The sequence below is a fragment of the Geobacillus sp. G4 genome (assembly GCF_040327975.1).
GTDB classification, from domain to species: Bacteria; Bacillota; Bacilli; order Bacillales; family Anoxybacillaceae; genus Geobacillus; species Geobacillus thermoleovorans.
Window position 1 is genome coordinate 61,448 of the sequence record NZ_JBEPJY010000005.1, and the last position, 20,924, is coordinate 82,371.

General features: G+C 53.7%; 22 protein-coding genes, 2 pseudogenes and 1 riboswitch. Of the genes and pseudogenes, 4 read left to right on the forward strand and 20 right to left on the reverse strand.

All coding sequences use genetic code 11. The annotated features are described in order from the left end of the window. Positions 1-79: 79 nt before the first annotated feature. A pseudogene (locus ABS784_RS07820) lies at positions 80-190 on the forward strand (LysE family translocator); the annotation flags it as partial. A gap of 111 nt (positions 191-301) precedes the next feature. Here ABS784_RS07820 and ABS784_RS07825 read toward each other — a convergent pair. After that, positions 302-1,201, reverse strand: a complete 900-nt coding sequence (locus tag ABS784_RS07825) for a hypothetical protein (RefSeq protein WP_352512025.1) — start codon at positions 1,199-1,201, stop codon at positions 302-304. A gap of 298 nt (positions 1,202-1,499) precedes the next feature. Between ABS784_RS07825 and ABS784_RS07830 the strand changes: the two are divergent. Further along, positions 1,500-2,019: pseudogene (locus ABS784_RS07830) on the forward strand (IS701 family transposase); the annotation flags it as partial. 464 nt (positions 2,020-2,483) lie between these two features. Here the strand turns inward: ABS784_RS07830 and sufB are convergent. The 6 genes from sufB to ABS784_RS07860 form a co-directional block, all read right to left on the reverse strand. Then, on the reverse strand, positions 2,484-3,881 hold the full coding sequence (gene sufB, locus ABS784_RS07835; protein WP_011232461.1) for a Fe-S cluster assembly protein SufB: 1,398 nt from the start codon (positions 3,879-3,881) through the stop codon (positions 2,484-2,486). A gap of 22 nt (positions 3,882-3,903) precedes the next feature. Beyond that, entirely contained in the window at positions 3,904-4,338 is a 435-nt protein-coding gene (sufU, locus tag ABS784_RS07840) for a Fe-S cluster assembly sulfur transfer protein SufU (RefSeq protein WP_044732531.1), read from the reverse strand. Continuing rightward, positions 4,328-5,548 carry a cysteine desulfurase gene (locus tag ABS784_RS07845; protein ID WP_352512028.1) on the reverse strand — a complete coding sequence of 407 codons (1,221 nt, stop codon included), beginning with the start codon at positions 5,546-5,548 and terminating at the stop codon, positions 4,328-4,330. The genes sufU and ABS784_RS07845 overlap by 11 nt, the downstream gene beginning before the upstream one ends. Continuing rightward, complete coding sequence (sufD, locus tag ABS784_RS07850) at positions 5,545-6,855, reverse strand: Fe-S cluster assembly protein SufD (protein WP_352512030.1); 1,311 nt, start codon at positions 6,853-6,855, stop codon at positions 5,545-5,547. The genes ABS784_RS07845 and sufD overlap by 4 nt, the downstream gene beginning before the upstream one ends. A 17-nt stretch (positions 6,856-6,872) precedes the next feature. Then, positions 6,873-7,652, reverse strand: a complete 780-nt coding sequence (gene sufC / locus ABS784_RS07855) for a Fe-S cluster assembly ATPase SufC (RefSeq protein ID WP_352512032.1) — start codon at positions 7,650-7,652, stop codon at positions 6,873-6,875. Positions 7,653-7,886: 234 nt separating this feature from the next. Then, entirely contained in the window at positions 7,887-8,249 is a 363-nt protein-coding gene (locus ABS784_RS07860; protein ID WP_352512034.1) for a carboxymuconolactone decarboxylase family protein, read from the reverse strand. A gap of 176 nt (positions 8,250-8,425) precedes the next feature. Here ABS784_RS07860 and ABS784_RS07865 point away from each other — a divergent pair, with 176 nt between their 5' ends. Further along, positions 8,426-8,617, forward strand: a complete 192-nt coding sequence (locus ABS784_RS07865) for a hypothetical protein (protein ID WP_014196683.1) — start codon at positions 8,426-8,428, stop codon at positions 8,615-8,617. 127 nt (positions 8,618-8,744) lie between these two features. Here the strand turns inward: ABS784_RS07865 and ABS784_RS07870 are convergent, their stop codons facing one another. The 12 genes from ABS784_RS07870 to ABS784_RS07925 form a co-directional block, all read right to left on the reverse strand. Further along, positions 8,745-9,596, reverse strand: coding sequence for a MetQ/NlpA family ABC transporter substrate-binding protein (locus tag ABS784_RS07870; RefSeq protein WP_044732537.1), 852 nt, complete (start codon positions 9,594-9,596; stop codon positions 8,745-8,747). Between the two features lie 15 nt (positions 9,597-9,611). After that, positions 9,612-10,280: a methionine ABC transporter permease gene (locus ABS784_RS07875; protein ID WP_011232468.1), complete on the reverse strand. Its 669-nt coding sequence runs from the start codon at positions 10,278-10,280 to the stop codon at positions 9,612-9,614. After that, entirely contained in the window at positions 10,270-11,298 is a 1,029-nt protein-coding gene (locus tag ABS784_RS07880) for a methionine ABC transporter ATP-binding protein (protein ID WP_011232469.1), read from the reverse strand. The genes ABS784_RS07875 and ABS784_RS07880 overlap by 11 nt, the downstream gene beginning before the upstream one ends. Positions 11,299-11,385: 87 nt before the next feature. Then, positions 11,386-11,495: riboswitch (SAM riboswitch) on the reverse strand. Between the two features lie 73 nt (positions 11,496-11,568). Beyond that, positions 11,569-11,916 (reverse strand): sterol-binding protein, encoded by a 348-nt coding sequence (locus tag ABS784_RS07885; protein WP_352512038.1) that lies wholly within the window; start codon positions 11,914-11,916, stop codon positions 11,569-11,571. Positions 11,917-12,066: 150 nt separating this feature from the next. Further along, complete coding sequence (locus ABS784_RS07890; RefSeq protein WP_352512040.1) at positions 12,067-12,384, reverse strand: thioredoxin family protein; 318 nt, start codon at positions 12,382-12,384, stop codon at positions 12,067-12,069. Continuing rightward, positions 12,381-12,740, reverse strand: coding sequence for a toprim domain-containing protein (locus tag ABS784_RS07895; protein ID WP_352512042.1), 360 nt, complete (start codon positions 12,738-12,740; stop codon positions 12,381-12,383). The genes ABS784_RS07890 and ABS784_RS07895 overlap by 4 nt, the downstream gene beginning before the upstream one ends. Before the next feature lie 98 nt (positions 12,741-12,838). Next, complete coding sequence (locus tag ABS784_RS07900; RefSeq protein WP_011232473.1) at positions 12,839-13,075, reverse strand: YusG family protein; 237 nt, start codon at positions 13,073-13,075, stop codon at positions 12,839-12,841. Positions 13,076-13,150: 75 nt separating this feature from the next. After that, complete coding sequence (gcvH, locus tag ABS784_RS07905; RefSeq protein WP_011232474.1) at positions 13,151-13,534, reverse strand: glycine cleavage system protein GcvH; 384 nt, start codon at positions 13,532-13,534, stop codon at positions 13,151-13,153. Between the two features lie 96 nt (positions 13,535-13,630). Then, the gene (locus tag ABS784_RS07910) at positions 13,631-13,996 is read right to left on the reverse strand and encodes an arsenate reductase family protein (protein ID WP_011232475.1); all 366 of its coding nucleotides are present in this window, start codon (positions 13,994-13,996) and stop codon (positions 13,631-13,633) included. 77 nt (positions 13,997-14,073) lie between these two features. Continuing rightward, entirely contained in the window at positions 14,074-15,858 is a 1,785-nt protein-coding gene (locus tag ABS784_RS07915; protein ID WP_011232476.1) for an acyl-CoA dehydrogenase family protein, read from the reverse strand. A gap of 137 nt (positions 15,859-15,995) precedes the next feature. Continuing rightward, on the reverse strand, positions 15,996-17,168 hold the full coding sequence (locus tag ABS784_RS07920) for an acetyl-CoA C-acetyltransferase (protein WP_011232477.1): 1,173 nt from the start codon (positions 17,166-17,168) through the stop codon (positions 15,996-15,998). A gap of 27 nt (positions 17,169-17,195) precedes the next feature. Next, a complete protein-coding gene (locus tag ABS784_RS07925; protein WP_352512046.1) occupies positions 17,196-19,583 on the reverse strand; it encodes a 3-hydroxyacyl-CoA dehydrogenase/enoyl-CoA hydratase family protein in 2,388 nt (795 codons plus the stop codon). 186 nt (positions 19,584-19,769) lie between these two features. On the opposite strand from ABS784_RS07925, the gene ABS784_RS07930 reads away from it, so the two are divergent. Then, entirely contained in the window at positions 19,770-19,919 is a 150-nt protein-coding gene (locus ABS784_RS07930; RefSeq protein ID WP_011232479.1) for a YuzL family protein, read from the forward strand. Positions 19,920-19,994: 75 nt separating this feature from the next. On the opposite strand, the gene ABS784_RS07935 is transcribed toward ABS784_RS07930, so the two are convergent. Continuing rightward, positions 19,995-20,912, reverse strand: a complete 918-nt coding sequence (locus tag ABS784_RS07935; RefSeq protein ID WP_352512049.1) for a proline dehydrogenase family protein — start codon at positions 20,910-20,912, stop codon at positions 19,995-19,997. Between the last annotated feature and the right edge of the window lie 12 nt (positions 20,913-20,924).

Genomic DNA, 20,924 nt, shown 5'->3' on the forward strand with positions numbered 1-20,924 from the left:
GCAATGTCAGTTCATAGATTCATAACGTCCATAATTTACAATCGAGGAACGATTGCGATACAATGATATCCATCATTATATCAGCGACTTCATGAAGCGGCGGAAAACGAAGAAATGGATCGAAGGCATCACGGGCGCGGTCATGATCGGGTTTGGCATCAAATTGGCGCTTGAAAAGGTGCAGCGCTAAACAAGAAGACCGGGCGCGGCTGAACAGATCCACCTGGCATGGAAAAGGAACGACAGGGGAGCGCCCAAAAAGAGCGCTCCCCCTTGAAACAAAACGTTCAATCCCGCTTCGTCAAGGTCGGACTGAGATTCGGATCACCGGAGACTTGAACATCACCGCGTCAGCCTTCCCATTCCAGTTATAAACATCTTGGAAGGAAAACAAGTCGTTTTCTCTCCATTTTCGATTAGCATGAACATAAAATGCCTCAACATCGATAGACGTTTGGGCGTGATCCGAAGGCACGATTTCAGAATAAACATATCCGAAGTGGCGGCTGTTTTCCTTGTGCAGGGAATTTTTAATCATATACCCTGCCACAGAAGATTGATAGGGCTTCCTAATATGTTGCATGCTGACGTGAGATGCATTCCGATATGTCTTGTAGGAGCCATAAAGCTGATGATAATCGACAACCGCATTTTCCGTCGTCAAAATCCCGTAAAAATCCGTCTCCTTTTCTTTCGGATCTATAAGCCATTCATACGACAAGACGACGGCGTATCGATGCTCCTCTTGATTGAGCAGGGAAACAGATAAGGTCAATTCCATGATGTTCTTTTTATGACTAGTGTAAATCGTTGATATGGTGCATAATTTCTGTTTCTCGATATCGCATCGGATCATTTGATGATCCGCCCGTTTTTTAAAAATCTCCTTCACCGTTTGCTCATCGAGCTCATGCCATTGGCTCGTCGCGCTTCTCGCACGAAAAAAATCCATCTCCTCCCGATCCATGTGCCGAATCTCTTCTTTCGTCATCCCCAGCCAAAAGAAAGCCGCAACCTCCTTGTTTTTGAGCTGTTGGTTGACTTTATTGGCGTTTTCCGGGTCTCTGATGAGGCTTTCTATCTCTTCTTGATCAAACCCTTGCCTTTTTGCATCCAAATGATAAGCCTGTACATTCATCTCCTGATGATCACAGCCAGCTAGCATTGTACACAACAAAAAATAACGGAGGATCCGTTTCAACGATAAGCCACCCTTCACCGTAAAGATCTATTCGCGGCAAATCAGACGTAATAGTATTTCATCTTGTAAAGGAAACTGCCGCGTTTGGTATTTGAATATAACTTGTTGTTCCCGAAACAGAAATTGACGCTCCTAGCGGCATCGATACACTAAATGATGAACTCCACCCCGTCTTCATATGAGTATAATTGGCATATGCCGAAGAACTCGTCCCAGAGCTCCACACAAATTCAGCATACGTATATCCTGAGTCATCTTGCGCATGTATCCACTTCCCATTGTATTGCCAAAATTGTTTCACAAAGATCATCAATCGGTCTGGGGGCATTCGCTCGTTTGGCTGATAGTACACACCATCACGCAAGCGTTTCCGTTCGAGTTTCACTTGTATGACAAGAAGGCGAGAAGAAGCAAAATTGACCTAGCGATCGAGATGCTTTCCCCGATCAAGATGAAGCGGAACCAACCGATGACACCGGAGCATCTCCATTGCGTCTTGAGCACCGGACCGAGAGCTAGGCGATGAAGAGATCTTACGTTACTGCGCCCAGCGCTGGACGATCGAATGCCTTTTCCGGCAGGCGAAAGAGCAGCTGAAGCCCGATGGATATCGGATTCGCCGTATTCGGACGGTGAAACGGTATTGGGTGGTGATGCTCTCCTGCGTGTACAGCATCGCTGAATCTCAACACACCGTTTTCACTGGACTAGATCTTCTTTGATCGAGGAAAGGCCACAGCGTCATCGAGTTCATTTATGATATCGAGAAGGAGGATATGACCATTGATGTAGTCAAAAAACAGTTCCGCATCGTGTAAGAGGGTCTCTGTTTGTCTCTTTTAACCATAGAAATTATTGTAGTGAAAAATGCTCATCCACAGTTTAATTGTAGAAAAAAAAATTATTTGTCAATAAAAAGTTGCACTTAACTTAAACATCTCTTTCGTAGTCCCTATCGGGAAAAATGAATAAAATCATGTTTTTAATACATGGCTGTTAACTTCACGCCTAAAAAGGCTACTAAGCCGAGAGATCGTACACGGCTGAACAGAGCCGCCTGGCATGGAAAAGGAACGACAGGGGAGCGCCCAAAAAGAGCGCTCCCCTAAAAACATGCTCCCATGAAGGAGGAATGGCCTGCGGAGCGGCCTTGACGCTTCCGGAGATCACCGGAAAGAATAAGGGACGGCGGCCGCTCCCTTGTTTTGTCCTGCGTTGATCATGTGGGCGTTTTGTGGGTCAAGCGCCCACGCTGGAGCGCTCCACCCTTGATTCATCAAGCTTACCCAATGCTTCCTTCCATCTCGAATTTGATCAAGCGGTTCATCTCGACCGCGTATTCCATCGGCAGCTCCCTTGTAAACGGCTCGATGAAGCCCATGACGATCATTTCCGTCGCTTCCTGCTCGGAAATGCCGCGGCTCATCAAGTAGAACAGCTGCTCTTCGGAGACTTTCGACACTTTCGCTTCGTGTTCGAGCGACACGTTGTCGTTGAGAATCTCGTTGTACGGAATCGTGTCCGACGTCGACTGATTGTCGAGAATGAGCGTATCGCATTCGATGTTCGAGCGCGAGCCGGACGCTTTGCGGCCGAAATGGACCATCCCGCGATACGTCACCTTGCCGCCTTGTTTCGAGATCGACTTCGAGACGATCGTCGACGATGTATTCGGCGCCAGATGGATCATTTTCGCCCCGGCGTCTTGGTGCTGGCCTTTGCCGGCGATGGCGATCGACAGCGTCAAGCCGCGCGCCCCTTCGCCTTTTAAGATGACGGCCGGGTATTTCATCGTCAGCTTCGAGCCGATGTTGCCGTCAATCCATTCCATTGTCGCGTTTTCTTCGCAGACGGCGCGCTTCGTCACCAAGTTGAAGACGTTGTTCGCCCAGTTTTGGATCGTCGTGTAGCGGCAGTAGGCGCCTTTTTTGACGATGATTTCCACGACTGCGCTATGGAGCGAGTTCGTCGTATAAATCGGCGCTGTACAGCCTTCGACGTAATGGACGTGCGCCCCTTCGTCGACGATGATGAGCGTCCGTTCAAACTGCCCCATGTTTTCCGAATTGATGCGGAAGTACGCCTGAAGCGGCGTATCGACTTTGACGCCTTTCGGGACGTAGATGAACGAACCGCCCGACCAGACGGCCGAGTTGAGCGCGGCAAATTTGTTGTCCGTCGGCGGCACGACTTTGGCGAAATACTCGCGGAACAAATCTTCGTTTTCCTTGAGCGCCGAGTCGGTGTCTTTAAAGATGACGCCAAGCTTTTCGAGGTCTTCTTTCATGTTGTGGTAGACGACTTCGGATTCGTATTGCGCCGAGACGCCGGCCAAATATTTTTGTTCCGCCTCTGGAATCCCTAATTTATCGAACGTCGCTTTGATCTCCGCCGGCACTTCATCCCACGAGCGGCCCGATTTTTCCGTCGGCTTGACGTAGTACGTAATTTCATCAAAATCGAGGCTTGACAAGTCGCCGCCCCATTGCGGCATCGGTTTGCTGTAGAAGATGTCGAGCGCTTTTAAGCGGAACTCGAGCATCCATTGCGGCTCGTTTTTCATCCGCGAAATTTCTTCGACGACTTCGCGCGTCAAGCCGCGCTGGGCGCGGAAGACGGAGACGTCCTTGTCGACGAAGCCGTACTTGTATTCACCGATTTCCGGGGCTTTTTTCGCCATCTCGGTTCACCCTCCTTCATGTTCATTGATTGTTGAGGCCTTTTTCGAGCGCTTTCCACGCCAATGTCGCGCATTTGATGCGGGCGGGAAATTTGGAAACGCCTTGAAGCGCCTCGATGTCGCCAAGGTCGACGGAATCGTCGTACTCTTTCCCTTGGATCATGTCGGAAAAAATGTGGGCGAGCCGAAGCGCTTCCTCCACCGTTTTTCCTTTGATCGCCTGCGTCATCATCGACGCCGACGACATCGAAATCGAACAGCCTTCCCCTTCAAATTTGACGTCGGCGACTTTTCCGTCCTCGACTTTCATCGTCAAGTGGATGCGGTCGCCGCACGTCGGGTTGTTCATGTTGACGTCGACGTTCGTTCCTTCAAGCACCCCGCGGTTGCGCGGGTTTTTATAATGGTCCATAATGACTTGGCGGTAAAGCTGATCCAGCGGATGGTTAGAAGACATGGCTGAAGTACTCCTTCGCTTTCTGTAATGCGGCCACAAACCGGTCGATTTCCTCTTTCGTGTTGTACAGATAGAAGCTCGCCCGGGCGGTCGCCGTCACGCCGAGCCATTTCATGAGCGGCTGGGCGCAATGGTGGCCGGCGCGGATGGCGATTCCTTCGGCGTCAAGGACAGTCGCCACATCGTGCGGATGCACCCCGTCGATGTTGAACGTGACAAGCCCCGCCCGCTCTTTCGGGCCGTAGACGGTGACGCCTTCGATGTCCGCCATTCGTTCAAGCGCATATTGCGCCAGCTCGTGCTCGTGGGCGGCGATGGCGTCCAAGCCGACTTGCTCGAGGAAGTCGATCGCCGCGCCAAGGCCGATCGCCCCAGCGATGATCGGCGTGCCGCCTTCAAACTTCCACGGCAGCTCTTTCCACGTCGAATCGTACAGATCGACGAAATCGATCATTTCCCCGCCGAACTCGACCGGCTCCATCTGCTCAAGCCATTTCTTTTTGCCATATAATACGCCGATTCCCGTCGGCCCGCACATTTTATGGCCGGAAAACGCCAAAAAGTCGCAATCGAGCTCTTGGACGTCGATTTTCATATGCGGAGCGCTTTGCGCCGCATCGACGACGACGACCGCCCCGCGCTCATGGGCGAGGCGGGCGATCTCCCGCACCGGATTGATCGTCCCGAGCACGTTCGACACATGAGCGATGGCGACGATCTTCGCCGCTTTGGTGATGGCCGCCTCAACGTCGCGCAAATCGATCGTGCCGTCTTCCTGCAGCGGAATGTATTTCAGCGTTGCGCCCGTTTGTTTCGACAGCTGCTGCCATGGGATCAAGTTGCTGTGATGCTCCATGTACGTGATGACGATCTCGTCGCCTTCTTTGACATTGGCGCGCCCGTAGCTTGCAGCGACCAAGTTGAGCGACGCCGTCGTGCCGCGCGTAAAAATGATTTCCTGCGCCGATTGGGCGTTTAAAAACCGCCGCACTTTTTCGCGCGCGCCTTCGTACGCATCGGTCGCCTTCGTCCCGAGCGTATGGACGCCGCGATGGACGTTCGAGTTGTATTCGCGGTAATAGCGGTCAAGCGCCTCGATCACCGGCAGCGGCTTTTGCGACGTCGCCGCGCTGTCAAAATAAATGAGCGGATGGCCGTTGACTTGTTGGTGCAAAATCGGAAACAACGCGCGAATTTCGTTGACATTCATGATTGAACTTTCCTTTCAATCACTTCGATTAATTGGTTTTTCACGCCTTCAATCGGAATCGCTTCGACAACCGGCGCCAAAAAGCCGTGGATGATGAGTCGTTCCGCGTCGCGTCTCGGAATGCCGCGGCTCATTAAGTAATACAATTGAATCGGATCGACGCGTCCCACCGATGCCGCGTGGCCAGCCATGACGTCGTCTTCATCAATGAGCAAAATCGGGTTCGCATCGCCGCGCGCTTTTTCGCTCAGCATCAAGACGCGCGACTCCTGCTCGGCGTTTGACTTCGACGCGCCGTGCTCAATTTTGCCGATGCCGTTGAAAATTGAGGTCGCGCTGTCGCGGACGACGCCGTGTTTTAAAATGCTTCCTTCTGTATGCTTGCCGTAATGAATAATGCTGGTCGTAAAGTTTTGCACTTGCTCGCCGCGGCTGACCGCGACCGTTTTCGCATCGCCGAACGAGCCGTCGCCGACAAGGCAGGTGATGTTCTCGGAGACCGTGTTGCCGTCATTCATCAGCCCGAGCGCCCATTCGATCCGTCCGTCGCGCCCAGCAATGCCGCGCCGATTGACATACGTCGTTGTGCCTTTTGCCAAATGGTCGACGGCGGCGAAAAAGACGCTTGCGTTCGCTTGGGCAAACACCTCGGCGACCACATTGGCGACCGCTTTTCCTTCCCTGCTTGCCGATATATAGTTTTCGACAAACACGACGCGGCTGTTGTCTTCCGCGACAACGATGACGTGGTTGAACAAGGCGATGTCATCCTCATCTTGAATGTAGACGGCTTGAAGCGGCGTTTCGATCTCCACGTTTTTCGGAACGTAAACGAACACGCCGCCGTTAAACAGCGCCGCATGGAGCGCGGCGAGGCGGTGCTCATCCGGCTTGACCGCCCTCATAAAATAGTTTTTCAGCAAGTCGCCATGCTCGCTCGCTGCTGTGAAGATGTCGGTGAAAATGACGCCTTTTTCTTTCAACTCATCGGACAGCGACACGTACGCCGGCGTATGGTTGCGCTGCACGTACAAGTTTTTCGTTCCTTCGCCTGCTTCAATGAGCGCCTTGACCGCTTCCGGCAAATCGTCAAGACCATCATACGGCGCGCTGTCGACCGTGTGGCGGGCGAACTCGGTGAAATTCCATTTGTCGATTTTCGTTTTCTCCGGTTTCGGAAGCGGCAGCCGCTCCGCCAGCTCAAGCGCCTCAAGGCGCCGCACCGTCAGCCAGTCCGGCTCGCCGCGCCCGCTTGAGAACGTGCGGATGTATGACTGCTCAAATGGGATTTTCGTTTCTGTCGCCATAATCCTCCTCCTAACGCTTACGCTTCTTGTCCGACCGTTTCGTCTTCGATGCCAAGCTCTTTTTTGATCCAGTCGTACCCTTCGGCCTCAAGCCGCTGCGCCAGTTCCGGACCGCCGGATTTGACGATGCGCCCTTGCATCATGACGTGCACGTAATCCGGCGTGATGTAGTTCAATAACCGTTGGTAGTGAGTGATGATCAAACAGCCGAATTCGCTGCTGCGCATTTCGTTGACGCCTTTGGCCACAATTTTCAGCGCGTCAATGTCCAATCCGGAGTCGATCTCGTCCAAAATGGCGATTTTCGGCTCGAGCATCATCAATTGCAAAATTTCGTTCCGCTTTTTCTCCCCGCCCGAGAATCCTTCGTTCAAGTAACGGTGCGCCATATCCGGGTTCATTTCGAGAAACGCCATTTTTTCATCGAGCTTGCGGATGAATTTCATGAGCGAAATTTCGTTGCCCTCCCCAAGCCGGGCATTGATCGCAGCGCTCAAAAAGTCGGCGTTCGTCACTCCGCTGATTTCGCTTGGGTATTGCATCGCCAAAAACAGGCCGGCGCGCGCCCGCTCATCGACTTCCATCTCCAAGACGTTTTGGCCGTCAAGCGTAATCTCGCCCTCGGTCACCTCATATTTCGGATGGCCCATAACGGCCGATGCCAGCGTCGATTTCCCCGTCCCGTTCGGACCCATGATGGCGTGGATTTCCCCGCCTTTTACTTCCAAGTCCACTCCTTTTAAAATTTCTTTTCCCTCCACGGAGACGTGAAGATTTCGAATCGTCAATACTGCCATGCAGCATACCTCCAATTCCCGCTTGAAAGTAATCGTAGCTCGCTCGTCTTCTAGCGATCGCTCATTCTCAATTTATTCTCATTATAATTTTATAACAAATGAAAACTGCCTGCAACTTTCTCGCTCTGTTTTCACTATGACCGTGTGAAAAAACAGCGCCTTTTACTATTTTACACGAAAACCTCAAGCTTGTACGAGTTTTTGCAAAAAAAAAAGACCCCGTTTTTCCGGAGTCTAGTGAGCCTCCCGCAGCTCGCCGAGGCATTCCTGCACAAGCGTCACCGCCTGGCTCATCGCCGCCCCGCCGCCAAACGCGGCCGCCACCGCGCATGCTTCCAAAATTTCTTGTTCGGACGCTCCTTCATCTAGGCAGCCTTTCGTATGATAAATCGTGCAATACTCGTCTTGAGTCGCCACGCTGATGCCAAGGGCGATCAATTGTTTTTCTTTTTTCGACAGCGCCCCTTCGGCAAAGCAGGTGTCGGTGAATGCGTTGAACCGCTCGGCGACCGCCGGCAGCTTTTGCGTAAACGCTCCGATTCCTTCCTTGTAGTGGCGAAGCGCGGATTCGACCGATGCATATGTTCCGTTGTTCATCTCCGTTTTCCTCCTTTGCTCGTGTCTGCTGTTAGTATGCATGAAGGAAAACGAAATTAAACAACGAATGGTATTGAAAGCGTGTGGAAACACCACCGTTTCGCGATCATAGATGGAACGTCATGATGAAAACCGCCTGTTCTGTTCAACTTCCATCATCAATACAAAAGGGGGAAATGCGATTGATTCGTTGGGTTGTCTTTGCCTTAACAGCCGCTTTCGCTTCGTTTTTGACGTGGATCATCATCGGCAACACCCTCGGTGAACAGGGAGACGGCGCCTTCAGCTTAACGGCTGTGATCGTCCTGCAAAACTGCGTCATCATCGTTATGCTCGCCGCCGTACTGGCGCGTTTGAACGGCCGATGAAGAGCGGAGAAACAGGTCGGCCGCGGCGCCCTCGGATTCAGAATCGTTTTAACCTTTGCTGCTTTCTTTTCGTTTAAGGGGAGCGGCTTTTTGGGGACAAAAAAGAAACGGAAGCGAAACGCTCCCGTTATTGATTGTTTTCCGCCGCTGGAATGACGGCGCCGTGGTATTTTTCTTTAATGAAATCTTGGATTTCTTTCGATTGCAGCACTTCGACAAGCGTTTTGATTTCTTTCCGGTTTTCATCGCCTTTGCGCACCGCAATAATGTTCACATACGGATTGTTTTTCGGCGACTCAACGGCGATCGGGTCTTTCGCCGGGTCCAAACCGGCGTCAAGCGCATAGTTGGCGTTGATCAGCACCGCATCGCCTTCGCCGTTTTTGTAAATTTGCGGCAGAAGCCCGGCGTCGACATCGGCCTTAAATTTCAAATGTTTCGGGTTTTCCACGATGTCGTTGACCGTCGCTTTCGTTTTATCGACGCCCGGTTTCAATTTAATGAGCCCTTTTTCTTGCAGCATCGACAAAATGCGGCCATGGTCGGCGACCGAGTTGCTCATGATGATCGTCGCACCGTCCGGCAGTTCTTCAATGCTTTTGTATTTTTTCGAGTATAAGCCGATCGGCTCGATATGAATGCCGCCGGCGTTGACGAAATCATAACCGTATTCTTTCTTTTGCGATTCTAAATACGGGATGTGTTGGAAGTAGTTGGCATCGATTTGCTTCTCCGCCAACGCTTTGTTCGGCAAGATGTAATCTTGGAATGTGATGATCTCCAAGTCGATGCCTTTTTTCTTCAAAATCGGTTTCGCTTTTTCCAAAATTTCCGCATGCGGCACGTTCGAAGCGCCGACTTTCAGCTTCACCAATTTGCCGTCTTTGCCGCCTTCCGCGTTGTCGTTCTTGTTGCCGCCGCATGCCGCCAAAGCGAGCACGAGAATGGCGGCGAGCAACACACCCAACCATTTCTTCATCAGTTGTTTCCCCCTTTATCGTTTATCGATTTTCGAAGTGACAAAGTCACCGATCAGCTGAATGATAAATACAATGACCAACACCAATACGGTTGCGACAAATGTCACATCGTTATGGTTGCGCTGGAACCCTTCCAAATACGCCAAGTTCCCAAGCCCGCCGGCGCCGATGGCTCCAGCCATCGCTGTATAGCTGACGAGCGACACCGCCGTCACCGTAATGCCGGAGACAAGCGCCGGCAAAGACTCCGGCAGCAGCACTTTCCAAATGATCGTCCACGTTGAGGCGCCCATCGCTTGAGCTGCTTCGATGACGCCTTTATCAATTTCGCGAAGAGCGATTTCGACCATGCGGGCGTAAAACGGCGCGGCCCCAATGACCAAAGCCGGCAGCGCCGCATTGGCGCCAAGCATCGTCCCGACGAGCCATGTTGTAAACGGAATGAGCAAAATGATCAAAATAATAAACGGAATAGAGCGGAAAATGTTCACAAACGCAGCAATCACTGTATTGACAAACCGGTTTTCCCATAGGTTGCCCTTCGCTGTCAAAAATAGAAGCAAGCCAAGAACGATTCCGAGGACGAAAGTGGCCGCCACCGCCACTCCCGTCATATACAGCGTCTCGACCGTCGCCGCCCACATCGTCTCCCATTGCACGTTCGGCAGGAGGTTAGCGAGCATCGTGAATCACCTCCACCGCTACTTGCTGGCGTTGAATATAGTCAAGCGCCCGGTCGATTTCATCCCTCGCCCCGTCGAGGTGCACGAACAGCACCCCATAGGCGCCTTGATGGGTTTGCGAAATTTTCCCTTGCAAAATGTTGACATCGACGGCAAACTGACGCACCACCTCGGTGATGAGCGGCTTTCCGGCTGCCGCGCCGACGAACGTCAGCTGCGCGATCAGCCCGCTCGGGTATTGGCCAAACAAATGAGAAATCGCCTCTTCCGTCTCCTCGGGCTCGATCAGCTGCTTGACGAACCGTTTCGTAATCGGTTGCTGCGGGTTGCGGAACACATGCAGCACTTCGCCTTGCTCGACGATTCGGCCGCTTTCCATCACCGCAACGCGGTCGCAAATTTTGCGGATGACGTGCATTTCATGGGTGATCAGCACAATCGTCAGCCCGAGACGCTTGTTGATGTCAACGAGCAAGTCCAAAATCGCATCGGTCGTCTGCGGGTCCAACGCCGATGTCGCCTCGTCGCACAGCAAGACTTTCGGGTTGTTGGCGAGCGCCCGGGCGATGCCGACCCGCTGCTTTTGCCCGCCGCTCAGCTGCGACGGGTAGGCATCCTCGCGCCCGGAAAGGCCGACAAGCTCGATCAATTCATCCACCCGCTTGTTCCGCTCCTCTTTCGGGACGCCGGCAATTTCAAGCGGAAAGGCAATGTTTTCCCTGACTGTGCGAGACCAAAGCAAGTTGAAATGCTGGAAAATCATCCCGATTTCTTGGCGCGCCTTGCGCAGCTCCCGCCCTTTCACGCGCGTCATATCGCGCCCGGCGACGACCACCCGGCCGCTCGTCGGCTTCTCGAGCCCATTGAGCAAGCGGATGAGCGTGCTTTTCCCAGCGCCGCTGTAGCCGATAATGCCGAAAATTTCTCCTTCGCGAATCTCAAGCGACACATTGTCGACTGCCGTGACCGAACCGTTGGCCGCTTGATAGATTTTCGTCACTTGTTCGAGTGTAATCATCGTTTCACCTTCCTCCCCAAGCGGCAGAGCGCAAAAAGAAAACCTTTCTGCCCGCAGAGAACAGAAAGGTATTGTGCACCATTCCGTCTCTTATCTCTCAAAGCAGGCCGCTTTGTGTGAATTGGCACCATTTCAGCACATGCGCTGACGGTTGCCGGGCTTCATTGGGCACATCCCTCCACCTCTCTTGATAAGAGCGCAACAATCGCCTATTCAATTGACTACGAATGTGATTGTATCATTGTCTGTCGAAGCGTGTCAACATCTTTTTTATCCGACGTCCCGATAAGGCTTGGCCAAATGGAGGAGCGATTCAAGAAGCAAAAGCTGGCGGAAGCTTCCTGACACGTGCACTTCACGCAACCGGACGAGCTGCTGCAGCTTCAGTTCGCCGTTCAGCAGGGACGCGAGCGCCTCTTTGGAACCGCGCACCGTCAATGTTTTCCGTTCATCGTTTTCCATCCCTCTAGCGGCTGATTCCTTGCCGATCAACAGCAAGGCGGTTTCGTCATCGCTTTCAAACCGAACATACAGCTGCTCATCCGGCAAAATCGGCATCAAATGGCGCAACCCTTGCATCCGTTCCACGAATTGCCCGATCAATTCACGCATTTCCATTGCGCATCCTCCCCCATTTTCCTTTGTTTCCTTTATTTCCATTCAAAGGGGGGAGAATCCTTTACAAAAATCTCGACAACCCGTTGACGAACGAGCGCCGTTTTTGTCATTTCCCAAGAAATGTGTCAAACAGCGTCAAAAAAAGGCGAATCATCGGGACGGCAAGCAGGCTTGAATCACTTCGTACAAATACGGAACGGAATGAAAGGCATACCACTTGCCTGCGACCGTTCCGTCCCTAAAAAGAAGCAGGCAAGGGACGCTTTCAATTTTCCACTCGGCCGCCTGCTCGGGGATATAGTTAATGTCTGTTTCGTAAAACGGCAGCGCCGGAAACAACTGCTCCACCACCACAAGCATCCGCCGCGCCAGCTGGCACGTGCCGCACAGCGGGGTATACAAGTAAAGGGCCAGAAGCGGCTCGACTTCCACCACTCGCATGACATCGTTTCGGTCGATCGCTTTCACTCGCCTCTTCCCCTCATGAGCGATTCGATGCGGACGTCGAAACGAGCGCGCAACAGCACTTGCGCCAAGTGCCAAGGCGGAGCGGCCGCCACTTCGCCATACGCCCGGTCAATGTAAAGATGCTCCGCCTCTGGAAACATGCGGCGAAACTGCCGGCGCAATTTTTCTCCCGCCTCATCGGCATCGGCCAAGACGTATACATCGCATCCTTCCAGCTCATCGGCCAGCTCCTCAAGGCGCGCATCACTGATCGTGCCGTTTGTGCAGACGATGACGACTGGTTCGTTCAGCACCGCCGCCACTTTTTGCTTGTCTGATCGCCCTTCGACGATGATCACTTTTTCCACGCGTCGCATGTCCGACCCACCTAACTTCAAATGAGGATACTATTATTGTATGTCTTGCGCCGGCCAAATGTTGAAAATGAAAAGCAACGGCCATCCACCGTTGCCTTTCAACACCAGCCCGCTTCCCCGTCGCAATCGACATATTTTTGGTCCGGCTCAACGGTAGCGGTCACCTGTTTGTAAATTCTTCCGTTTTGTTCGGTATACCCCTTTTTCAACGGGACGGCCGCCGGAAGCGGAAGGCGCCCGATGAGCTCTCCTTCCTCGTACAACTCCAGCGAGCGGCCGTTCAGTTTGCCGATGATCCGGTCCGTGACATCTATGCGCGTCGTTTGCAGCGCCATCGCGAGCACCCCTTTTTTCAATCAAATTCCGGTATGTATAGAGTGCCCGAATCGAAGCGAAGATTGCAGGAACGTTTATCCTTCGTTGATCATCGCCTCGTATTGTTCCGCCGTCAACAAATTGTCGATTTCGCTCAAATCATTCGGTTTGACGACGATCATCCACGCTTTGTCATACGGCGATTCGTTCACGTACTCCGGATGGTCATTTAACGCCTCATTCACTTCAACGACCGTGCCGCTGATCGGCGCATACAATTCCGAGACCGTTTTCACCGATTCAACGCTGCCGAACGGCTCGTTCGCCGTAACCTCTGCGCCGACTTCCGGCAGCTCGACAAAGACGATGTCGCCAAGCTCTGATTGGGCGTAATCCGTAATGCCGATGCGCACGTTCTCTCCTTCCACGCGCACCCACTCATGCTCCTTTGTATAGCGAAGTTCTTTCGGCGTGTTCATCGTATCCCTCCATTGCGACAAAATGTATATTCCTTTTCATCATAACCGATTTTCCGCAAAAACTCACTGAATTCACCCGATTTTGCAAAAAATTTTTTATGTCCCCGCCGCGAAAAACGCCTCGTATTCTTGTTCGCGAAAGCCCACGACGACCCGCTCGCCGTCCGTCAAAATCGGCCGTTTGACCAACATCCCGTCCGAGGCGAGCCAATCGAGCATCTCGTCTTCCGATGCGCGGTCGAGCTTGTCCTTCAAGCCAAGCTCGCGGTATTTCATCCCGCTCGTGTTGAAAAATTTTTTGAGCGGCAGCCCGCTTTGACGGTGCAAACGGGCGAGCTGCTCTTTCGTCAGCGGCTCGTCGACCAAATGCACCGTTTGCACCTCAATGCCGTGTTCATCCAACCATTTTTTCGCCTTCCGGCACGTTCCGCATTTTGGATACCAATAGAGCGTGAGCGCCATCTTCACTCCTCCCTTTCATTTCCGCTGTGTGGCAAACAAATAAGAAGCACCAGGCAAACGCCTGGCACTTCCCATTATCACACAATATACCGTTCGGCTTCAATGAGCGCGGCGGCCGCTTCGCGTTTTTTCGCGATCACGTTGATCGGCGTATGGCGCGTCAGCCGTCGGAGAGCGGCGAGCATCATCCGCAGCGTGTCTCCTTGTTCGACGGCGACGAGCGTTTCTTTCGCATGGGCTTCAATTTCATTGAACGCCTCTTGGCAGAAAATTTGCGTGTACAGCAATTTTTGTTTGTTTTTCTCCTCACCGCTCGCCTGAATCGCTTTTTCCGTGCGCAAAAGCGCTGATTCCATCGCATAAATGTTCGAGACGATGTCGGCGATGTTGACGAGCACTTCTTGCTCTTCTTCAATGCGCTGGCCGTATTTTTGCGCCGCTAAACCGGCGACCATCAAGGCGATTTTTTTCGCGTTGCGCACCAAGTATTTCTCTTGTTCCAGCGCGCCCGTCCCCGGCTCTTCGGCGGCCATCATCATCAGTTCTTCCTGAAGCTGCTGCGCTTTTTGGAAGAGCGGCAGCTCGCCTTTTAACGCCTTTTTCAAATACATGCCCGGCACGAGAAGGCGGTTGATTTCGTTCGTCCCCTCGAAAATGCGGTTGATGCGCGAATCGCGGTAGGCGCGCTCAATTTCGTATTCCTGCATAAAGCCGTACCCGCCGTGGATTTGCACGCCTTCATCCACGATGTAATCGAGCACTTCCGTGGCAAAAAACTTGTTCAATGAGCATTCGATCGCATATTCGGCGATCGATTTCGCCACTTCTTTGCCATCTTTCGCCTTTTCCGCATCAAGCAGGCCCATCCGTTCATCGAACAAGCCGACCGTGCGGTAAACCGAGCTTTCGGCGGCATACAGGCGCGACGCCATCGTCGCGAATTTTTCCTGCGTCAACGTAAACTGCGAAATCGGCCGTTTGAATTGCTGGCGCTGATTGGCGTATTTGAGCGTGATTTCAAGCGCCCGCTTCGCGCCGCCGACCGCCCCTAACCCAAGCTTGTAGCGGCCGATGTTCAAAATGTTGAAGGCGATGACATGGCCTTTTCCGATTTCACCGAGCACGTTTTCTTTCGGCACCGGCACATCTTGCAAAATGAGCGTTCTTGTCGACGAGCTTTTAATCCCCATTTTCTTTTCTTCCGGACCAGTTGAAACGCCCGGGAAGTCGCGTTCCACGATGAACGCGGTGAAATGTTCGCCGTCGACTTTTGCATAGACGACAAACACATCAGCAAAACCGGAGTTGGTGATCCATTGTTTTTCGCCGTTTAAAATGTAATGCGTGCCTTCCGCGTTTAATCTCGCCGTCGTTTTCGCGCCGAGGGCGTCCGAACCCGAGCCAGGCTCCGTCAAGGCGTAGGCGGCGATTTTTTCGCCGGTCGCTAAATACGGCAAATATTTTTGTTTTTGTTCTTCCGTGCCAAACAACACAATCGGCAGCGAGCCAATTCCGACGTGCGCCCCGTGCGAAATGGCAAAACCGCCGGCCGGCGCCATTTTTTCCGCAATGATGGCCGAACTGACTTTATCTAGGCCCAAACCGCCGTATTCTTCCGGAATGTCAGCGCTTAACAAGCCGAGCTCGCCCGCTTTGCGAAGCAATTTCACGGAACGGTCAAACTCGTGGTTTTCCAAATGCTCGAGCTGCGGGAGCACTTCATTGTTGACATACTCTTCCGTCGTTTTGGCAATCATATGATGTTCGTCGGTGAAATCTTCCGGCGTAAACACGCGCTCCGCCGGAATGTCTTCAATCAAAAAGCTGCCGCCTTTGATCGCTTCTTCCATCGTTTTGGCCATCGTTGATTTCCTCCCCCGAAAGATGATTGATGATCCGGGCGGCAACGCCGCCCGGGAAATAGACGTTCCATGCAGCCGGGCAAATGCGGATGCATGCCTCGCGCGAGCTGATGAAGCCCGCTCGCTGTCAGCTGCCGCTACAGCAGCTCAAACACGCCGGCCGCTCCCATGCCGCCGCCGATGCACATCGTGACGATGCCGAACTGCACGTTGCGGCGCCGCATTTCGTAAAGCAAAGACAATGTCAGCTTCGCGCCCGTGCAGCCGAGCGGGTGGCCTAGAGCAATCGCCCCGCCGTTGACGTTGACAATGTCTTCATCCAACCCAAGTTCGCGGATGACTTGGATCGATTGCGAGGCGAACGCTTCGTTCAGCTCGATCAAACCGATGTCGGACAGCTCAAGGCCGGCCAGCTTCAACGCTTTCGGCACCGCAGCGACCGGGCCGATCCCCATCACTTCCGGCGGCACGCCGGCAACCGCGAACGAACGAAACTTGCCGAGCGGCTTCAAGCCGAGCGACTCCGCTTTTTCGCGGTCCATCACCATGACCGCCGCCGCCCCGTCGCTCATTTGCGACGCGTTGCCGGCGGTGACGGTGCCATTTACCGCAAACGCCGGCCGGAGTTTCGCGAGCGTTTCCATATTCGTGTCCGGGCGCACGCCTTCATCTTGTGTAAAGACGACTTTCTCCTCAACGAGTTTGTTGCCTTCTACTTTGCGCACCGTCACCTCGACCGGCACGATTTCTTCATTGAATTTTCCTTCGGCAATCGCCTTGGCGGCGCGCTGGTGGCTGCGCACCGCGAATGCGTCTTGGTCCTCGCGGCTGACGCCGTATTTTTTCGCCACTTGCTCGGCAGTGTGCCCCATCGACATGTAGTATTCCGGCGCTTCTTCCGCCAAGCGGGCGTTCGGGCGGACGACATGCCCCATCATCGGCACCATGCTCATCGATTCGACCCCGCCGGCGATGACCGTGTCGGAATGGCCGAGCATCACCCGTTCCGCCGCATAGGCGATCGCCTGCAAACCGGACGAGCAATACCGGTTGATCGTGATCGCCGGCACGGTATATGGCAGCCCGGCGAGCGCGCCGATGTTGCGGGCGATGTTCAATCCTTGCTCCGCCTCCGGCATGGCGCACCCGATAATCAAGTCGTCAATGTTTCCTTCATAGTTCCCCGCGCGCTTGATCGTTTCTTTCACGACGAGCGCCCCTAAATCATCCGGCCGCACGTGGGCGAGCGTTCCTTTTTTCGCTTTGCCGACCGGTGTGCGCGCACCTGCGACAATGACCGCTTCTCTCACGCCAATCCCCCCTTGATCTCCTCCGCTTTAGTTGCGGAGCGGTTTTCCTTTCACAAGCATATGCTGCATGCGCGCTTGCGTCTTCGGCTCGCCGATGAGGCTCAAAAACGCCTCGCGCTCGAGATCGAGCAAATATTGCTCGTCGACTTCCGTTCCGTACGGCACTTTGCCGCCGGCTAGAACATACGCCAGCTTTTTCGCGATTTTCAAATCGTGCTCGCTGATGTAGCCGGAATGGAACATCGACTGCGCCCCAAGCAGCATGGCGGCATAGCCGCTTTCGCCGGCCACCGGCACTTTCTTCCTTACAGGAGGCCGGTACCCTTCCTCATACATCGAGAGCACCGCCTGTTTCGCTTCATACAGCAGATGGTCGCCGTTCATCGTGATGCCGTCGCGGTGATTCAAGAAGCCAAGCTCGCGCGCTTCCGCCGCTGACGTCGACACTTTCGCCATGGCGATCGTTTCAAATACGCTGGCCGCGATTTTGACGTAGTCGACGTCCACGCCGCGCGGCAGGCTGTTCAACCGTTTGATGTACAGCTCCTTGTTGCCGCCGCCGCCCGGAATCAAGCCGACGCCGACTTCGACGAGCCCGATGTACGTCTCGGCCGCCGCTTGGATGCGTGAAGCCGCCAAGCTCACTTCCGCCCCGCCGCCTAACGTCATGGCAAACGGCGCGACGACGACCGGCTTCGGGTTGTATTTCATTTTGAGAAGCGCTTGCTGGAACTGGCGAACGGCAAGTTCCAATTCAAAAAAGTTTTCGTCTTGCGCCTCCATGAGCATCATCGCCAAGTTCGCGCCGACGCAGAAGTTTTTCCCTTGGTTGCCGATGACGAGCCCTTTGTAGTTGCGGTTGACTTCCTCAAGCGCCTCGTTGATCATTTGGACAATATCGGCGCCAATCGCGTTGTTCGGCGAATGGAACTCCAGAAGCGCCACGTCGTCGCCGAGGTCAATGAGGCTGGCGCCGGCATTTTTCTTGATGACGCCGCGCGCCTCTTTCAGCCGGCGGATGTGGATGACTTTTTCGTTTTCTTCTACTGTTTTATACCCGCCCGGCGCATAATAGAACAGCCGGCCGTTTTCCGTTTTATAGAACGATGTGGCTCCGTCGGCGAGCATGTCCGTGATCCACGACGGGATGTCGCGCCCTTCTGACTGCATTTTACGCACCGACTTCTCGAGGCCGATCGCGTCCCACAGTTCAAACGGACCTTGCTCCCAGCCGAACCCCCACTTCATCGCCTGATCGATCGCTGCGATGTCGTCGGCGATCTCCCCGACAAGGCGGGCAGTGTACAGCAATGTCGGTGCGATGATGTTCCAAAGGAGCGTTCCCGCGCGGTCGCCATCGGCATACACGAGCGTTTGCAGCTTGGCAGCCGCTCCTTTCGCCTGCTTCGCCATCTCCACCGCCGGGGTGACAAGCTTTTTGCGCGGCTCGTATTGCATCGTGACGTAGTTCAGCTCGAGAATGTCTTTTCCTTGCTTGACAAAAAAGCCTTGTCCGGATTTGCTGCCGAGCCAGCCGTTTTCAAGCATCGTTTTCATAAACTCCGGCACGCGGAACGCCTCTTTTTCTTCCCCTTCGACGTTTTCATACACGTTGTTGGCGACATGCACGAACGTATCGAGCCCGACGACGTCAAGCGTGCGGAACGTCGCGCTTTTCGGCCGGCCGATGAGCGGCCCCGTCACCGAATCGACCTCGCCGACGCTGTAGCCGCCTTGCATCATCTCGCGGACGGTGACGAGCAAGCCATACGTGCCGATCCGGTTGGCGATGAAGTTCGGCGTATCTTTCGCCATGACGACGCCTTTGCCGAGCACGTCTTCGCCGAACGATTTCATATAGGCGACCACATCCGGATCCGTATGCTCCGTCGGGATGATCTCAAGCAGCTTCAAATAGCGCGGCGGGTTGAAGAAATGCGTGCCTAAAAAGTGTTTTTTGAAATCGTCGGAACGCCCCTCCGCCATTGCGGCGATCGAGATGCCGGATGTGTTCGAGCTGACGATCGTCCCCGGCGTCCGCACCTCGTCGACGCGAGCGAAGACTTCTTTTTTCACTTCCAGCTTTTCAACGACCGCTTCAATGATCCAATCGACTTCCGCGAGCCGGTGGAAGTCATCCTCGAAGTTGCCCGTTTCAATCAAAGCGATGTTGTCTTTGGACATGAGCGGCGCCGGTTTTTGCTTGAGCAGCCGCTCGAGCGCCTGATTGGCGAGGCGGTTGCGCATTTGTTTATGCTCGAGCGTCCAACCTTTTGCTTCTTCCTCTTTCGTCAATTCCCGCGGCACGATATCCAACAGCAGCGTCGGAATGCCGACGTTCGCCAAATGGGCGGCAATGCCCGAACCCATGACGCCGGACCCGAGCACCGCGGCGCGCCGAATGCGTTTTACCATTTCGGTTCCCCCTCACACCATTGAATGAATGGTCATTCATTTTTTGATGAAAAAAATATCGTTGAAACCGCTCTCTATAACTAAATATATAGTATGTTAGTAATTTTCGCAACATATTTGCCGCACATTTTTCCCGACATCGCGCTCCGATTTTTGCCCATACTAAGGATAGGAGGTGAACCATCGATGGCCCGGCTGAAAAAAAATCCGTCTGAACGTGGCGTCAGCGCGGCAAGCGTCAAAGGAAACGCCGGCCCGACGGTCGAAGCCGACGGCGGCGGCAAGCGGACGAGCCAAAACCAGCAATACAAAAAGCACAACATGCAAGGGGACTGACGCCCATGGCGTCAGCTCCCTTGCCGTTGTGCACATCCGAGATCGGCGCCGGCGTTTTCCTCTGTTTGGCGCCCCCTACTTGCGGAGGATGCCTTTTAAAACAAACGCCACGTTGGCCGGACGTTCGGCAAGCCGGCGCATAAAGTAGCCGTACCAGTCCGTGCCGTACGGAACGTACACGCGCATCGTATATCCTTCGCGCGCCAATTCGAGTTGGCGCTCCGGGCGGATGCCGTACAGCATTTGGAATTCAAACTGGCTGTTGGGAATGTTGTATTCTTTGACGAGCTGCTTCGTATATTCGATGATGGCGTCGTCATGCGTGGCCACCGCCGTATAATTGCCGTTTAGCAAATGCATTTTGATGATCTTCTTAAAGTTCTCATCGACATCTTTTTTATCCGGAAACGCCACTTCAGGCGGCTCTTTGTACGCTCCTTTGACGAGCCGCAAGTTCGGGCGGTACGGCTTTAAGTCTTCAATGTCTTGTTCCGTCCGATACAAATACGCCTGCAGCACCGTGCCGACGTTGTCGTATTCTTTTTTCAGCTGTTTAAAAATATTGAGCGTCTTTTGGCAGCGCGAGTAGTCCTCCATATCGATCGTCACAAACACGCCGCGCTCTTTCGCCGCATCCAAAATGCGGCGCATGTTGCGCATGACAAGGTCATCGGAAATGTCAAGCCCCATCGATGTCATTTTCAGCGACAGCTGCGAGTTCAACTTCTCCCGGCTGATCGCCTCAATCGCCTCCAAGCAATGACGCGCCATCTCATTCGCTTCCTGCTCGTTGTCGACAAACTCGCCCAAATAGTCGACCGTGACCGCCAGCCCTTTTTCGTTCAGCTGACGGATGACACGCACCGCTTCCTCGATCGTTTCGCCGGCGACAAACCTGGAAGCGCCGAAGCGGAGGCCGTATCGCTTCGCCCATTTTGTCAATGTTTTATTTTTCGATAAGAAGAGGAAAAAATCGCGCATCAACTGCTCCACTGTTGCCAGCCT